We start from the raw sequence: 15282 nt of genomic DNA on the forward strand, positions 1-15282 counted from the left end.
GTCCTGCCTCACGGACAGGGCCGGGGCGAAGGTGGGGGCATACAGCGCATGGCGAGTAAGAGCAGCATTTGGCGGCACCGTGACGGGCGGCTCAAGCCGCTTTCGATCGGCGTAATCGCCGTCGCGACGGTCGCAGTCGTGGGGGTGGCGACCGGTGTCGCGCTGTCCGTAGGTAACGACGGCGGCACGGCAAACCCCGCCGCAAGCTATACGCCCCGATCCGAGTACTCGTTCAACCAGCCCGACGAAGCGACCGAGGCTGCGGCGTTCCAACCGGTGGTCGCGTCCTACGGTCGCGCCCGGCCGGTAGCTCTACTCCTCGGCGACTCATACTCCGCGGGGGTCGGTGCGACCGACCCCGAAGAAGGCGGGTACGCAGCCCTCCTCGCCGATGACCTTGGGTGGGACATCATCGTCATGTCCGCGCCCGGCGGCGGTTACGCACTGCCCGGCATCAATGGCGAGTCGCTGCCGCAGATGCTCGCGGGAGCGGACCTCGATTCGATCGCCCCTGACATAGTGCTGATCCAGTCCGGATACAACGACGCGAGCGCACAGGACGAGGACGTGCGGCGAGCGATCCGTGAGATGCAGGAGTTCATCAGCGCCCGGCTCCCCGGCACCCCTGTCGTGGTCGTCGGTGAGTTCTGGCCCGGCGAACCCACTCCCTCCTCGACCGCGCGTGCAGCCACAATTCAGCAGGCATGGGCCAACCAGCCGAACACGCTCGTGCTCGACCCGATCGCCAGCGGCTGGTCGTCCTTCGCCACGACCGACGACCGCCACCCTGACGACGCCGGACACGCCCTCATCGCTCAGCAGATCACCGAAGCGATGAGGGCGGCCGGACTCATCTAGGCAGCGACCGGGCGAATCCACTCGTCGAAGATCGACTCGAACTCCGCCGCGGCGACCTCGTACCCGCTGGACCCGTCTGCCGGCGTCCCGGGCAGTGTGGGGTGGATGCCGTCCGACTGCACGAGCGACTGCGCGTGCCCGGTCTCAGCGAACGCTGCCCACACGTCCACGAGCGCGTACCGCTGGGAGGCCGCGAGCCCGCGGATACGGTCACCGCGGATCGCGTGCTCCACGATGTTGGTCGCGGGGCTGTACCGCTGGTTCTGCGCGGTCGCGACAATCCCCGCGTCCGGGTTCAGGGTCAGGATCGCGTCGGCGAGCTGCTTGTACGGCGTCCGGTATGCGATGAGCCCGACCTCGTTGTGCGAGAAGTTGATCACGGCAATGTCGGGGCCGAACGGCACCAGCTTCGGGAACCGGCCTGCGTCGTTCGCGTAGCTGATGATCTGACCAGACACGGCACCGTTGAGCACGTACAGCACCGGCGCGCCTTGCATGGCACCGGTTGCGCCGGTCCCGGTCACCTGCACCGTGTTGCCGACGAAGTCGGTGAACTGTGCGGACGACGAGCCGAGCGTCCCGTACCCGTTCCACTGCGCGGTCTCAAAGTCGATGACGGGGCGTGCGGTGGCGGTGACCGTGTTCCATACGGTCATGCCGTACCACTCGACTGCGCCGCCGGTGCTGTTCGCGCTGCCACCGGTACCGGTGCCGTCTGCCGCGCCGCGTCCGTTGAGCTGGGTCGCGGCGGTGCCGTCGAAGATCGTCCGGGTGCCGGTGTTCGACACCGCGGTGCCCAGCTGCGTCCACGACGCGCCCTCGTTGGTGGAGTAGTAGAAACGGGCGACGTTGTTCCCGCCCTCGTCACCATTGAAGGACACGCGGATCTTCACCGGGACGCCGAACGCGCCGGATGGAAGCGCCACGGTGGAGGTTCGGGTGTACTGCGTACCCGATTCTCCATCTGTGGAGAAGTAGAGCGACACGGTCCCGGAGGCGTCGACCTGCACGAACCAGGACCGCTGGTTCGTCGCCGTGACGTACTTGCCGCCGAGGGTGACCGCGGCACCGGACGCGACGAGCTTCACGAAGAAGTCTGCGACGAGCTCGGTAGCCGGGGACGTGGCTGCGGAGTCCGCGACGACGAAGAACTGGTCGGTCGAGGCCCCGGTGCCGACCATGCGGCGACGGCCGGCGGTCCCGGTCTGCACGAGCGTGTTGACCGGCTCGTACCGCTGGTTCGCGTGCGACCAGTCACGGCGGATGATGCTGCGCCCAGGGAAGCGCTGGCCAAGCCAGGCGGTGGCGAGGTTGAACCACCCGACGGCGTTCGCCATCGTGGAATCGCCGATGCCGGTCATGTACGCCGGTTCGGCGAGGGCCGCGAGCTTCTGCACGAACGCGCCGACAGCGGGTGTCGTCCGGACGGCACGCTTCGCCTTGCGGGTCAGGGCTGCTGTCACCGGCGCGACCTTGGCGTCCGCGATGGCAGCAAACGCAGTGTTTAGTTCAGCCTCCGAGAGCCGGCCCTCGGTGGTGAGGGTCTGGAGTGCCCCAATGGCGGACCCCTGCCCCTCGACGGTGTCGCCGAGTTCGCCGAGGTCGCTGTCGAGGTCGCTGATGGCCTGTTCGAGCGGTGCGCGGAGGGCGTCGACCGTCGGTGCCGGGAACAGTTTGGTGGACGGGTCGACCAGCGGCAGAGTGTTGTACGCGCCGCCCTGGGCGAGGATGTCGGCGAGGGCGCGCCGGACGGAGGCGTCGAGTTCGGCGTCGGTGGTCATGGTCAGTCTCCCTTCGTGTTGCCGGCGGCCACGCCGAGCGCGGCGGCCATGAGGTAGCCGGATGCGTTGGAGCACGCCTCGCCGATGTCGCCGCCGATGAGCGGGGATGCGAAGTAGCCGGCCACGCCGAGCGCGAGCGCGCCGAGGTAGATGCCGAGGCGGATACGAGGGTGGTTGGTGAGCATGGCGCGTTCCTTTCAGAGAGCGATGATGGTGGGGCCGATGAGCGTCCAGAGGAACGCGCATCCCGCGAAGATGACGGCGGCGACGTTCCACCAGGGCGCGCGGCGGGCGCGGAGTTCGGTACGGAGTTCGCCGATTTCGCGGCCGAGACCGGCGAACTTGTGGTCGGAATAGTTGTTGCGCTGCTCCCATTCGCCGCGCAAAACGCTGGCGCTGCGGCCCGCGGCGATGTCGGAGCGCATCTGCGCGATGTCCTCGCGGAGGTCATCGATGCGGGAGACGACGACCGCGAGCGTCGCCGCCGAGTCCTCTGGAGTGCCCATCGGGAGCGTCAGTCGTCGCGGAGGCTCAGGGCGCCGCCAAGCTCTTGGCGGACCATCTCGCGCGCCCAGTCCTTGTCGGGCACGTTCGCGAGGAATGCCTTCAGCGCGCCGCCGAGTTCCTGGCGAACCATGAGCCGCATCCACTCTTTGGCTGCTTCGTCCATTGCCTTCTCCTGTTCGCTTCGGTGGTTGTCGAGGTACGGGTTGTATTCCCCGTGCCAGGGTTCGACGAGAGCGCGCCGGCCGTTGACGGTGCGATAGACGGTCTGCCGCCATCCGTGATCCCGCCAGACGGCCGCGGCAGTGGGGGCGTACCAGTCGTCGGAGTCGACGGCATATCCGACGCAATGCACGGACTCGTCGGGCGGGAGCGCGATGGGGTTGTTGTTCGGGTCGCGTAGGTAGTCGTCCCGGAGGCGCTGCTGTTCGATCGGGTCGCGCCACGCGCTGTTGATGTCGGCCGGACGCCCGAGGGCGCGGTCGATGCGCGCGATGGACGCGGCAGGCGCGGGCGCGAGCCGCCCGCGTCCGCCGGTCAGGTCGACCGTCTGCGCTCGCGTGATCATTCGCCGGCCTCCAGGCGGAGGACTCGCTGCTGCAGCTGCGCGACCTGGGCGAGGAGTAGCGCGATGAAGTCGATGGATTCCACCTCGTCGCCGGCCTCCCCGCCGTAGACGACGAACCGTTCGGCGGGGGTGCCGACGAGGGTGTCGGCGATGTAACCGACCTTGCGGTCGCCGTCGCCGCCGCGCATTTCGTACTCGACGAGCTGCGGGAAGATGTCGCCGAGCGCGGAGGGGTCGATCGGGTCGATGTGTTCCTTATACTTGGCGGCGGATGCGCCCTTGGAGACACGGCCGTCGCCGTTGATGTAAGCGACGGTGTAGCCGCTCGTGGCGGGGCTTGCGCCGGGGATGAACAGGTCGCCGGTGAGCACGCCGCCGGAGGTCGGGAGCGCACCGCTGGCGCCGCCGTCGATGGCGAGCTTGTAGTCGTACACGTTGGTGGAGGGCTCGGGCCGGAACCACACGCGGCCGTCACTGGTCGTGTAGAACCCGATGGAGTGGGCGGAGCCAGGCTCGCGTCGGGCCATGCCGGCGCCGTCGCTGGGCTTGTCGACCTTGCCGTTGTCGGCGGCGATGCGAGCGGCCCGCTCCCCCGCGATGTAGTCGCGGGTCTTGTTGATTTCCTCGGCACCGTCGCGGACGAGCCCAGTCGCGGGGTCGACCACTTCCATGCCGGCGTCGATCGCGGCGTCTCCTGTTGCCATCTCAGATGTCCTCCAAGTCGGCCCAGGCGGTGATATCCGCCCAGGTGAGGGTGGGTTCGATGTCGTCCCAGACGAGTTCGTCGGGGCCGAGAACCCATGCGAGCGGGGGCGTGTCTACGGTGCGGGTGGCGACCGTCATCCGGTCCTGGTCGAGGTCGAATGTCACGGAGTCGATCGCCCCGGTTTGGGTGGGTGCGCCGTTGAGCACGATCTGCGCGTACATCTCGGGCTGGACGCGCCAGTCTGCGACGGCGGTCGCTGTGACCTCGCGCCCCCGGTACTGGGCGCGGCGGACGGCGTAGGCGCTGAATCCTGCGCCGGGGTAGGGGGTGTCCTTCTCGATGAGGAGGAGCCGGCTATAGGGCGTGGTGAGCGCGTAGGCGTCGATCTGTTCCAGCGTCTCGCCCGCTCCGTTTACCCAGCGGTATCGCGTGACTGCGGCATCGTGCCAGAGGCCGGTGTCGCGGCTGATGGATTCGGTGCCATCGATCATGTTGATCGCGTACCGGATGCTGAGCACGCCAGGGGCGATGTAGTCCTCGTCTCGGAGGGTCCAGGCGCGACGCTCATCGCAGACGAGACGGAACCCTGCCGCTTGCACGAGCGGTGCAAGGAAGTTGAGTGCGGACTGGCCGGCCTTCCAGGTGAACGCGTCGTCTTCATACCCGCTGAATGCGTGGTCGATGCTGGGCGATGCTTCGAGGTCGGCGCCGGGAATGGCCGTTGAGAGCACCCGTTCGACGAGGGAGCGCAGACTGGTGGCGTATGTGAGGAGGTCCACATCGGTGAGTGGCGCGTAGTCGTTCAGGAGCGCTTCATCGGACGCGAGCGAGAGGGTGACTGTGCCGTCGCTCTGCGATACTTCTCGGTCGCGGAGTCCGAGGTCGAAGTACCGGCTCTGGCTGACCGCCCCGACGACTGCGTCAGCCTCGATGCGAATGCGGATGGAGTTGTCGCGCGGGTCGATGTGGTCGAGAAGGTCGGACTTGGCGGTGACCGTCAGGTCGCCGGCGACGTGAGGTGCAGAGGTGGCGGACATGGTGATGCTGCCGCCGACGATGTCGAGCGGGATGTCTTCGCCGAGAACGGTGGCGGTGTACGCGTGAGTGGATACGGTCACGTCGTCACCTCCTGGAAGTCGACTTCGAGGGTCCAGGCGCCCGCCTTGGTGCGAGAACGGACGATGCTGCCGCCGTCGGCCACGACATAGGACATGGTGAGGGGGTCCGCGACGAGCGTGCAGATGCCGCCGGAGGCGTGAAGATTCTCGGCGGCGAGCGAGTCGGCCGCGTTGCGGAATGCGAGGCGCAGGGTTCCCGTCCGGAGGCCGGCGACACGTCGGGTCACGTCCGGTTCGGCGCGACCGGGGATGCGGTGTGTCTTGTTTCCAGAGGGGCGGCTGCTGGAGAAGTCGTAGACGGCGACCGGGTTGATGGTGGTCCCGCCGCTGGTAATCGTGCTCATCGCCAGTCCAGACCCTTCTTGTCGGCGGCGACGACGCCGCGCTTCTGCGCCGGGGTCCAGTTGTCCCAGGCGGAGGTGTCGACCTGGAGTTTGAGGGTGGCCTTCTTACCGTTCGTCTCAGCGAGACGCTTCTCGACCGCGTCGAGGTCTTCGTAGGCGCGCTTCGTCTCGGCGTCGATGACGACCTCCTTCCCACCCGGAAGACGGACGATCTTGTTCCCGAGCTCGTCGGTCTCGTCGGTCGCTTCCCCGGCGGAGGTGGCGTAGTTGTAGAGGGCCGCGGCGGCATCGTCGGCCTGCTGCTTGCCCTGTGCGAGAGCGCCGGTGAGTGCTTCCATCCGTTCCGCGCCGGACTTCACGCTGTCGGCCAGGTCGTAGGCGGCGCCGGCGTTCTTGTCGACCTGCTCCTCCTGGGCTGCGAGAGCGGCTTCTGCTTCCGCGGTGCGGTCGCGGAGTCCCTGCTGCGCGGTCGCGAGCGCGGTCGCGTCGCCGGCCATCGCGCCCATCGCGACTTCAGTGGACACACCCCATTCCTTGGCCGCGTCCTTTGCCTGCTGGTAGCGCTCGGGATCGGTGGCGATGGACTGTATCTCGGCGAAGATCTGCGCGGCCGAGATGGCCCCATTGATGCCGTCGAGGTAGCCGGATGCGAAGTTCGCGGCTGCTTCGTTGAGTTCCTCCTGCTTGGCGCGGGCGTCCTCCTGGCCGGCGGTGAACGCGCCCCAGGCTGCGGCCGCGCCTGCGAGGCCGAGGGCGCCGATCATCCCGCCGGCACCGCCGACGGAGGCGGCGGTCGCGGCGAGTCCGCCGAGGGTGTCCTGTCCGATCTGTCCGAGGTCGGCCATGTCGCCGCGGAAGGACGACACGGTCTCGCCGAGGTTCTGGCCGATTTCCTGCCGTAGCTCGACGGCTGCTTCGCGTGCCCCGCCGAGACCGTCCGCGGCGGATCGCTTCGCGTCCCGGTAGGCGTCGTCGAACTCGCGTTCGATGGTGCGGGCGGTCTGCTTCGTCTCGTCGGCGAGCTTCTCGGTCTGCCGCTGAGCGTCCTTCATGGACTTCTCTAGCTGGTCCGGCCCCTTGGCTTTGCCGAGGTCTTTCAGCGCCTTCTCGGCGTCCTCCAGCGGCTCGATGATGCCGGCTTCGACACCCTGCCGGAAGGCGCGCGTCTCTGCGGCGATGCCGACCTCGATAGGCGAACGTGCCATGTCAAGCCTTCTCGATGCTTTCGTGGATGGTGCGGATGGCGGTCTGAATCCAGAGGGACGCGATGCGGGCGATGCTGATCCGCGCGGCCGGCATCGCGACGTGCCCGCTGCGACGCGGTGCGCCGAAGCTCGGCCCGAGGCGCCGCTGGTAGGCGGTGCCCCGCTTGGACCGGGTCTTGACCGGCTTGGCCGGGTCGGCGCCCCACTCGGCCGGCTTCGCGATGGTGCTGATGGCGGTGCCGCTGGAGAGCCTGCCGACGGCCCCGGCGCGAAGGAACACGTTCTGGGCGGTGACGCCGACGCGGGCGGATTCGGCGAGCCGGGACTGGAGCCGGGTGAGGGCTTGCTCGCGGGTGGTCTCGGTCCAGATGGGTTGCGCCTCGGCCTTCGTGTGCTGACCGATGCGCTTCTTCACGTCCGCATCGAGTCCCCGCATGGCGTGCATGAGCGTCGCCAGCGGGGAGTCGATGAGGAGTGAGATACGCATGAGTCAGGACGAGGGCGGGGGCGTCGGGGCGGTGTACTCGGGCTTGGTCGACGGGAGGTTCACGGAGAACTTCGGGACTGCCTTGGACGCGCCGCCGATGGGCACGGCGACGCACACCACGTCGGCGGTGAACACGCCGCCGCCGGGGACTTCGAGGGTGGCCTCGACGACCTCGCCCTCGTGGTCGTTGAGGTAGTGGGCGAGGCTGGTCGCGGTGGCCCAGTCCTGCACGCCGGAGAGCGCGAACACCCACGACGACCCGCCGGCGACAGGCACGTCCTCGCCGGAGATGTCGGCGAACGTCTCGGTCGACGCGGAGGGCTGGAACTGGGCGGACTCGATGGCGGCGGTGTAGTCGTCGTCGTCGATGGACGCCTTGCCGGTGAAGTGAACGATCTTGGCCGCGATGGTGGTCATGGCTTACTCCTGGTCGGTGGTCGTGCTGATGAGTTGGACGGTGACGACCCACGCGAGGTAGTCGGCGATGCCGCGCTTCTCGGCGCGGGACCATGCGACGGCGGGGGCGTCGTCGAGGTTGTCGATGAGGACGCGGACGGTGGTGTCGAGGTCGTCCTCGGCCTTCGCGTAGTCGGTGGAGGGGTGGACGAGCGCGACCTCGAACTCGTCGACCACGGCACCGGGCGGCATCCCGTCGTGCGTGATGGTGGTGAAGTCGAGGAACACGGAGGGGGCCGAGAGCGTCCCGAGGGCGCGGACGGTGTGCTTCTCGATGCGTCCCCGCCATGCCTCGGGGAGCATGGGTCGGACGATGCTGGCGAGGCGGTCGCGGTCAGTAGACATCGGGCTTCCCGTCGACAGGGCGGATGATCTGCCGGATGGTGCGGTCGAGGGGCCGGGGGGTGAACGTGAACCCGCCGTCGCCGAGGTTGCCGTCGGAGGAGACGCGGCCGGCGTTCCACAGGTTCTTCGCCTGCTGGAGTTGCGCGAGCGCGTACCGTGCCGGAATCGGGGATGCGGTGACGTAGCCGTCGTCGACGGTGAGGGTGTCCCCGCCGGGGGCGGGAGCGTACGCGATGACTTGCTCGCGCGCCGTGTCGAGGATGAGTTCGAGCGTGTCGAGGTCCTCGATGGGCGCGTCGGGCCATGCCGCGGGGGTCGTGAGCCGGTCGACCTCCGCGTCGTCCTGGACGGAGTACCAGTCAGCCATTGCGTACGCTCCCGAGTCTCAGGCGAGGCGGAGGAGGGTCGCGGTGCCGTCGGCGACGGTGGAGCCGACGGCCGGGGCGGACGGGGCGGAGGAGCCGGTGGTGCCGGCGACCGTGACCCGGTAGACGGTCGTGGACGCCTTGATGATGGCGCCGGCGGGGACCGCCGTCTCGTTCGCACGGGAGTCCGGGGCGCCGATGCGGACGACAGCCTCGGGGCGTGCCTCGAAGGTCTGGAGGTAGCCGTGCGTGGCGCGGTCGATGCCACCCTTGACGAGTTCGAGAGCGTTGATGTGCAGCGGCCCGCCGGCGAGTTCGTCGAACTCGATAGCGCGGCCGGCGCCGACGATGGTCGAGGCGCTGCCGGTGATGCCGGTGTCGCCCTGCACGACCTGGACGTTGCCGTCCACGGTCCCGTTGCTCGCGGTGGAGATGGCGAGGTTGACGAACGCGGGGAGGTTCTGGTCGCCGCCGGCCGCGTACATGAGCGATTCGTAGGCGAGGTCGTTCACGATGGCGAAGGTGGGGATGTCCTTCCGCTGGTCCGTCTTGCGCTTCTTGACGGCGAGGATGCCCTGGATCAGCTGGCCGAGCGCGGCGGGGTACTCGGTCGGGTAGCTCGCCGGGGCGATGGGGGCGCCGGCGGCGGTGTTCCAGTCCCAGAGCGCGGCGGCGTCGGACCAGTAGAGGTAGTCCTCGACGACGAGGCGGAGGAACGCCTCGACGACCTCCTCGCCGCCGGGCAGGTCGTAGAACTCGCGGGCGATGTCGTGGCCGACGGCGAACCGGCGGAGCGTCGACTCCTTGGTCGCGGTGCGGCCCGCGTAGGAGTTGATCTCGGTCTTGTTGCCGGCCCAGGTGCCGCCGTTCGGGATGCCCTGGGGTCCGGCAATCGGGGAGCCGGATGTGCCGCGGTGGACGGTGAACCCCTTCTTTCCCTGGGCGGTGATGTCGGTGCCGAGCTTGCCGAGGGTGATGTACTCGCGGTCGTACACCTCGCCCTGGTAGAGCTGGCCGAGCCAGTTCTCGCGGAGCACACCGGACGCGGGGAGGGCGCCGTTGCCGCTGATCTTGATGTCGGTCAGCGCGGCGAGGACGTGCTCGGCGTCGCGGTCGTGGGGGTTGGTCTTGAGCGTCGCGATGGCGGCGAGCACCTGCCGGTAGCTCGAGGGACGCTGCTCGGTGCGGGCGGCGGGCAGTCGGCCGGACAGGTGGGCGGGGACGGCCCCGGCGCGGGAAGCGGTCACAATTTCTCCTTCGATGGATTCCTCGGCCGGGGCGGCCTCGGGGGTGTAGATGGCGGTCTCGCCGTCGGGCGTGACGACGGTCACGACCTCGGGCAGCGTGGTGGACAGGGCGGCGAGGTTGCCCTCCTCGTCGGGGTCGAGCGCGGCCTCCTCGACGACCTCCTCGACTTCCTCGTCGAGGGTGTCGGCGGCGAGCACCATCGCGGAAGGGAATGCGCCCTTGGGGACGATGGCGGAACCCCAGAGCTTCGCGTGCCCGGCGAGGAGCTTTCCGGCCTTGATGACGGCGGGGCCGAACTCGCCGGACAGGCAGCGGCGGGAGCCGGTGGTCGCTTCCGCGAGTGCCTGGTCGCCCTCGGGGGTGTTGGCGATGGACCAGGATGCGTAGACGCCGTCGGGCTGTTCCCAGAGGCGGGTCGCGCGGCCGACGGGGTTGGTGCGGTCGTGGTCGACGTTGAGGGTGACGACGGACGGGTCGGCAGGGAGGTCGATGGCGCCGGCTTCGACGATGAAGCGGCCGACGTTCGTGCGGCCCTCCTCGCCGTACGGGATGAGCCGGCCGGTGATGGTGCGGTCTTCGAGGTTGGCGAGGACGTGTCCGCCCTCGATGGTGACGTTCTCGATGGTCATGGGGGTCAGTCCTCGCTGGTGGGGTTCATGGGAGGGGTGGGCACGGTGACGAAATTGGAGATGTCGCCGCGGATGGAGAGGCCGGGGTCGCATACGTCGTCGAGGGAAAGGCGGGCTTCGACGGCGTGGAGGAAGTCGCGGGCCTTGCCGTAGTCCCAAAGCTCGGAGCGGTTGGCGCCGTTCTGCACGCCGCTGTAGCGGATTTCGGTGCCGCCGCCGCCGGCCTGCCGGGTGCCTTCGAGGAGACTCGCCGGTGTGCTGGTGTGGTTGGCGATGTCGAGGCGGACGGCGTTGCGGCCGGACTCGTAGAGGTCGACGGCGATCTGTCCGGGCATCTCGACGGTGATGCTGTCGGGCTTCATTGCGGTGGCGCCGCCGGCGGCGGAGCGGTTGGCGATCCACTTCTTGCGGAACTCGTCGCGCTCCGTGGATGACCACGTTTCCCAGACGGCTTGGTCGACGCTGAGGATGGTGAGCGGGACGGGGTTGTCGAGGCGGTCCATGTAGGCGCGTTCGATGGCGCGGGCCTCGCGGAGCGTGTCGATGCCGTCGATGAGGATGCCGTTGTCGCCGTAGCCGGCGGGGATCGCGACGGGGGTCGCGTGGTACTTCGTGTCGATCTGCGCGTCGATGGTGATGCGGAGGTCTTCGTCGACCTCCCACATGCCCCACGGGACGTGCATGCAGTCGGTGCGGTCCTTCGTGAATCCGAGGAGTGCCCAGCCGTAGAAGAACAGGTCGGAGCCAACGCCGTACATGCGGTGGTACGGGGATACGCCGGACGCCGAGTTCGTGAGCCACTTCGGCTGTTCGGGTGTCGGGGTCGCGTCGTTCATCTGGACGAGGGGGATGCGGGCGAACTGTCCGACGTGGAGCGCGTGCGCGCGCTTGACGGCGGGGATGCGGAGCGCGAGGTCGCGCGTCATGAGTTCGGAGTGTTCGCTGAGCGCGCCGCGGAGGGCGTCGTCGATGGCCCATGACTGCAGGGCGTCGGTGTCCGGCGCCCACGGCGAGGCGAGGGCGACGGACGGCGCGGCGCCGTAGTGACGGTCGATGCGCTTCGAGAAGATACCCACGGCGGAGATGCTCCGAAGAATCACCGCCACTAGGCGGGATTCACCTTCCGCGCGCGGCGTGTCGCGGCTTTGCGCTCTGCTTCGCGCGCTCTCGACGGCTCTACGTCGTGAACGGAGATGAGGTGGTTCGCGCCGCGCCGGCGGGCCTCGTCATGGTCGAAAGAGAACGCGCGCCAGTAGGGGCAGTCGTCGCACGTCGTGACGACGGAGCGGGCAGAGATGTCGTGGTGAATCATGCGAACTCCACAGCGGTCGTCGGGTCGAGCTTCTGGGGTGCCTGGTCGAGGAAGTGCAGGGCGAGCGCGGCGGCTTCGAGCGGGGTCACGTCGGCCTCGGGGTCGGACTTCGGAGCGCCGAACGCGAACGTCCCGTGGAGGCCGAACGCACGCCGGGTGGCTACCTGCGCGGCGCGCTCTAGCTCGGGGTGGTCGAACACGACGAGGGTTCCGTCCTCCAGCGCGCGGAGCATCGCCACGGTCGACAGGGGGATGTCGCCGGGGCGTGTGGGTTTCACGGTCGGGCGCGGCGACGCGGTCGCGACGCGCTTCTCGACTATGTCCTCGGTGTACCCGCGCTTGTCGTACCAGAGCGTCGCGCGGGTGCGGCGGATGCGCTGGAGCACTTCGCGGTCGACGTTCGTGGTCCCGTGCTGGTGCCACCAGAGCGCGACCGCGCGGCGCTTCGGACGCTCGGTGATGCCGTCGAGTTCAAGGGCTTCGGTGACGAGGTCGGCCGGTTCTTCGTATTCCCACGCGATGGCGAGGGATGCGGCGTGCCCGAGGTGGTGGACCTTGAACGCGGCGGCGAACCGGTCGGGCAGGTCGGGGAACGGCTCGGAGGTGCGGGCGCGCTGCCACTGGCCGGCGGGGATGATGCGGTCGGCGGCGCCCTCGATGCCGAACAGGCCGCCGTACTCGCGGAGGAACTTCTCACGAGGGAACGCCTCGAAGTGCTCGCCGATGGCCTCGATGGGCGTGGTGTATCCGACGCCGGGGTGCGCGAGTTCGATGAGTTCCCGCATCCGGGCCGCGGGGTGCTCGGGCGTCGGCTCCCAGTCGGCGAGGTGCTCGGGTGCGACGGTCTCGGGGATGCCGTGCCAGAGCACGCCGGCGCGCGGGTTGTTCAGCTGCTCCCACAGGATGTTGCCGGTACGGAACTTGGCGGGGGTGCCGGCGACGATGAACTGGGCGCCGATCTTGGTGTCCATCGTCGGGAGGGCGCCCTGCATGATGTCGTCGGACATGTCGGGGTCGGCCTCGCCGCCCTCGTCGGCGAAGATGGCGTCGAACCCGCCGCCTCGGAAGCTCGCGCCCTTCGGGGTGAGCACGCGCATCCGTGACCCGGTCTCGGGCCAGTAGATGTGCTCGGTGCCCTTGCCGACGTTGACTTTCATCGAGCCGGCGAGGTCGCCGTCGAGGTAGGGGATGCCGTCGGCGATGTCCTCGCGGAAGCGCTGGCCGGCCGACTGGCCGGTCGTGAGCATGGTCCACGCGGCCTGGTAGTTCGGGCGCAGCGCGCAGCGACCGAGGAGCACGGCCTGGCAGCTGGTGGTCTTGGTGGTGCGTCGAGGCTCCAGGATGGCGTTGATCTTGTGGCCGGCGTTCAGCACGTCGGCGACCACCAGCTGGATCGGCGACGGGCCGGTGCCTCCGTCGCCCGCGCGGACGAGCTTGTCGAGGCGGAGGATGCGCGCGCCGGTGAGGAACTCGCGGCGGGTGTCCTCGGTCGTGACCATGTCGGTGATGCGGAGCGCCGGCACGGCCTCGGCGCGTGCGCGCCACTCCAGCCACGTCGCCTCGTCCTGGAGGTCGTCGAGCGTCGGGGTGGTGGTCATGGTGTCCTGTCGTTCAGGGGGAGGGGCTGCTGTTGGAGCCGAAGGCGGGGGTTGGCACGATCTGTAAAAAGAACGCCTCACCAGGGCGGAAGCCGCGAGCGGTCGGGCCGCGGCGCGGGTGCCGGCGCTGGTCGTCGAGCGCCGCGTCGGGCGTTGGTGAGGGCTGCGCCTCGGCGCCCGCCTTCGGATCGATTGCACCTGATGCACTCGGGCGCGAGGTTGCCGCGGGCGTGGCCGCCGTCGGGGTCGAGGTGGCCGACATCGAACGGTGACCCCGGCTCGATGACCTCGCCGCGTCGCCAGCACCGGACCTCCTCGCCGTACTTCCACATGCGCCGGACCTGCTGCCGGACGAGGCGGGCGTTGGCGATGTACTCGGGGTCGGTGTGCTTCGCGGACATGGGATCAGCCGTGACGGCGGGCCTTCCATTCGAGGTAGAGCCATGCGACGAGGGCGCCGATGGCGGCGGGCACGGCGAACACGGGCGGGATGGTGTCAGGGGCGAGCACGTTCAAGCTCCTGTTCCATGTGGCGGTCGACATACGCGCCCCATGCGGTGAGCGCTCGGAGGCCGGCGAGGGCAAAGGCGTGGGCCTCGTCGATGTAGTGCTCGCCGTCTTCGATGAGTCGGGTTCGTGCGCGGTCGAGTGTGGTCCCGATGCCTTCGAGTTGCCGGACGGCGTTGGGTCGGTCGAGGAACGCGGCGCGTCGGGCTTGGACTCGGGCGAGGTCGACGAGGTCGGAGAGCGCCCGCGTCGCCATGATTTGCGCGGTCGTCGGGCGGCGGGTACGTCCTACCTCGACGGGCGGCTGGTGGCGAGTGATGTCTGTCATGTCGTGGGTTCCTCGGTGGTGGTCGGTGCGCCTTCGCGGAAGACTCGGAGCGGTCGCGAGGGCCGTGCGGTCTGTAGGTCGATGAGCCGTCCGTCGTCGCGTAGTCCGCACCGTGCTCGGGTGCACCATCCGGAGACGGGGTCGAATGCGTGTTCGTGCGGCACTTCGTGCTGCCTTACTTGGTGGTGAACGGTTGAGGGAGTAGTGGCCCCCTCCGCGAACGGAAGGGACCACGGAACGGCGTTACTTGGCGGAGCCAGGCGTCGGTCGTTCGTGGGCTGGTCTCTCGATCCAGCTACTGACAGGCGTGTGGAGAGCGGGTGTCCGTCTGGGGTGGCGCGCCCGGTCGTACCACTTACCGCGCCCCCGTTCTCCTCGGGTCGACGAGTGTTCGATTTCGCGGCCGTCCCCCGCGTGTCCCGGCGCTGATGCCGTGTGGTGTGGCGCTGCTGCCCGCCTGTTCAGTTGTCCCCGCGCCTCGTCAGCGCGGGGACATGGTGGCGGGCGCCCCTTCCGCGCGTCATGAATTCTTTCCATGCGGACAGAAGACCAGAACGTAAGCCATTCGTCCTAATTGGTTACGGCGTGTCGCGTTTTTCTTCCACGTAGCATGTCGACATGACGATGATCGAGATACCAGCGGAGACGGTGCCAGAGTGGCTGCGCGCTACGCGCGGCGCGCGGGGATTGTCGACCCGTGAGATGGGCGAGGCGGTGGGCGTGTCGCATGCGACCGTCTCGGCGTGGGAGCGTGGCAAGGGTGAGCCGTCGGTGACGCAGTTCATCCTGTGGTGTGACGCAACGAAACAGCGCCCCGACCTGATGATCGGGGCGCTGTTGTCTGCTGCGCGCCTGAAGGGACTCGAACCCCTAACCTTCTGATCCGTAGTCAGATGCTCTATCCATTGAGCTACAGGCGCATC

19 protein-coding genes and 1 tRNA gene are annotated in these 15282 nt (G+C 68.9%); 2 read left to right on the plus strand and 18 right to left on the minus strand.

Annotation, left to right across the window (positions count from 1 at the left end; translation table 11 throughout):
• Nucleotides 1-48 precede the first annotated feature (48 nt).
• On the plus strand, nt 49-858 hold the full coding sequence (locus ACWAUO_RS13030; RefSeq protein ID WP_460775997.1) for an SGNH/GDSL hydrolase family protein: 810 nt from the start codon (nt 49-51) through the stop codon (nt 856-858).
• On the opposite strand, the gene ACWAUO_RS13035 is transcribed toward ACWAUO_RS13030, so the two are convergent.
• The 17 genes from ACWAUO_RS13035 to ACWAUO_RS13115 form a co-directional block, all read right to left on the minus strand.
• Nucleotides 855-2639 carry an SGNH/GDSL hydrolase family protein gene (locus ACWAUO_RS13035; protein ID WP_460775999.1) on the minus strand — a complete coding sequence of 595 codons (1785 nt, stop codon included), beginning with the start codon at nt 2637-2639 and terminating at the stop codon, nt 855-857. The two genes, ACWAUO_RS13030 and ACWAUO_RS13035, sit on opposite strands and share 4 nt — an antisense overlap.
• A 2-nt stretch (nt 2640-2641) precedes the next feature.
• Nucleotides 2642-2824: a hypothetical protein gene (locus ACWAUO_RS13040; RefSeq protein WP_460776001.1), complete on the minus strand. Its 183-nt coding sequence runs from the start codon at nt 2822-2824 to the stop codon at nt 2642-2644.
• 12 nt (nt 2825-2836) lie between these two features.
• Nucleotides 2837-3145: a hypothetical protein gene (locus ACWAUO_RS13045; protein WP_460776003.1), complete on the minus strand. Its 309-nt coding sequence runs from the start codon at nt 3143-3145 to the stop codon at nt 2837-2839.
• Nucleotides 3146-3153: 8 nt separating this feature from the next.
• Nucleotides 3154-3711, minus strand: coding sequence for a M15 family metallopeptidase domain-containing protein (locus ACWAUO_RS13050; protein ID WP_460776005.1), 558 nt, complete (start codon nt 3709-3711; stop codon nt 3154-3156).
• Entirely contained in the window at nt 3708-4415 is a 708-nt protein-coding gene (locus tag ACWAUO_RS13055) for a hypothetical protein (RefSeq protein WP_460776007.1), read from the minus strand. Before ACWAUO_RS13055 ends, ACWAUO_RS13050 begins: the two co-directional genes overlap by 4 nt.
• Before the next feature lies 1 nt (nt 4416).
• Entirely contained in the window at nt 4417-5535 is a 1119-nt protein-coding gene (locus ACWAUO_RS13060) for a hypothetical protein (protein ID WP_460776009.1), read from the minus strand.
• Nucleotides 5532-5879: a hypothetical protein gene (locus ACWAUO_RS13065; protein WP_460776011.1), complete on the minus strand. Its 348-nt coding sequence runs from the start codon at nt 5877-5879 to the stop codon at nt 5532-5534. Before ACWAUO_RS13065 ends, ACWAUO_RS13060 begins: the two co-directional genes overlap by 4 nt.
• Nucleotides 5876-7084, minus strand: a complete 1209-nt coding sequence (locus tag ACWAUO_RS13070) for a hypothetical protein (protein WP_460776013.1) — start codon at nt 7082-7084, stop codon at nt 5876-5878. Before ACWAUO_RS13070 ends, ACWAUO_RS13065 begins: the two co-directional genes overlap by 4 nt.
• A gap of 1 nt (nt 7085) precedes the next feature.
• Nucleotides 7086-7571: a hypothetical protein gene (locus tag ACWAUO_RS13075; RefSeq protein ID WP_460776014.1), complete on the minus strand. Its 486-nt coding sequence runs from the start codon at nt 7569-7571 to the stop codon at nt 7086-7088.
• Between the two features lie 3 nt (nt 7572-7574).
• Nucleotides 7575-7988, minus strand: coding sequence for a hypothetical protein (locus ACWAUO_RS13080; RefSeq protein ID WP_460776015.1), 414 nt, complete (start codon nt 7986-7988; stop codon nt 7575-7577).
• A 3-nt stretch (nt 7989-7991) separates the two neighbouring features.
• Nucleotides 7992-8372, minus strand: coding sequence for a hypothetical protein (locus tag ACWAUO_RS13085; protein WP_460776017.1), 381 nt, complete (start codon nt 8370-8372; stop codon nt 7992-7994).
• Complete coding sequence (locus ACWAUO_RS13090) at nt 8362-8739, minus strand: hypothetical protein (protein WP_460776019.1); 378 nt, start codon at nt 8737-8739, stop codon at nt 8362-8364. The genes ACWAUO_RS13085 and ACWAUO_RS13090 overlap by 11 nt, the downstream gene beginning before the upstream one ends.
• A gap of 18 nt (nt 8740-8757) precedes the next feature.
• Nucleotides 8758-10614, minus strand: coding sequence for an HK97 family phage prohead protease (locus ACWAUO_RS13095; protein WP_460776020.1), 1857 nt, complete (start codon nt 10612-10614; stop codon nt 8758-8760).
• Between the two features lie 5 nt (nt 10615-10619).
• A complete protein-coding gene (locus tag ACWAUO_RS13100; RefSeq protein ID WP_460776022.1) occupies nt 10620-11690 on the minus strand; it encodes a hypothetical protein in 1071 nt (356 codons plus the stop codon).
• Between the two features lie 232 nt (nt 11691-11922).
• Nucleotides 11923-13524, minus strand: a complete 1602-nt coding sequence (locus ACWAUO_RS13105) for a hypothetical protein (protein WP_460776023.1) — start codon at nt 13522-13524, stop codon at nt 11923-11925.
• 77 nt (nt 13525-13601) lie between these two features.
• Nucleotides 13602-13925: a hypothetical protein gene (locus ACWAUO_RS13110; RefSeq protein ID WP_460776025.1), complete on the minus strand. Its 324-nt coding sequence runs from the start codon at nt 13923-13925 to the stop codon at nt 13602-13604.
• Between the two features lie 95 nt (nt 13926-14020).
• Nucleotides 14021-14359: a hypothetical protein gene (locus ACWAUO_RS13115; protein WP_460776026.1), complete on the minus strand. Its 339-nt coding sequence runs from the start codon at nt 14357-14359 to the stop codon at nt 14021-14023.
• A 618-nt stretch (nt 14360-14977) separates the two neighbouring features.
• Here ACWAUO_RS13115 and ACWAUO_RS13120 point away from each other — a divergent pair.
• The gene (locus ACWAUO_RS13120; RefSeq protein WP_460776028.1) at nt 14978-15241 is read left to right on the plus strand and encodes a helix-turn-helix transcriptional regulator; all 264 of its coding nucleotides are present in this window, start codon (nt 14978-14980) and stop codon (nt 15239-15241) included.
• Here ACWAUO_RS13120 and ACWAUO_RS13125 read toward each other — a convergent pair.
• Nucleotides 15207-15279: transfer RNA gene (locus ACWAUO_RS13125), tRNA-Arg, on the minus strand. The two genes, ACWAUO_RS13120 and ACWAUO_RS13125, sit on opposite strands and share 35 nt — an antisense overlap.
• Between the last annotated feature and the right edge of the window lie 3 nt (nt 15280-15282).

It is taken from the genome of Microbacterium sp. GXF7504 (assembly GCF_054798235.1).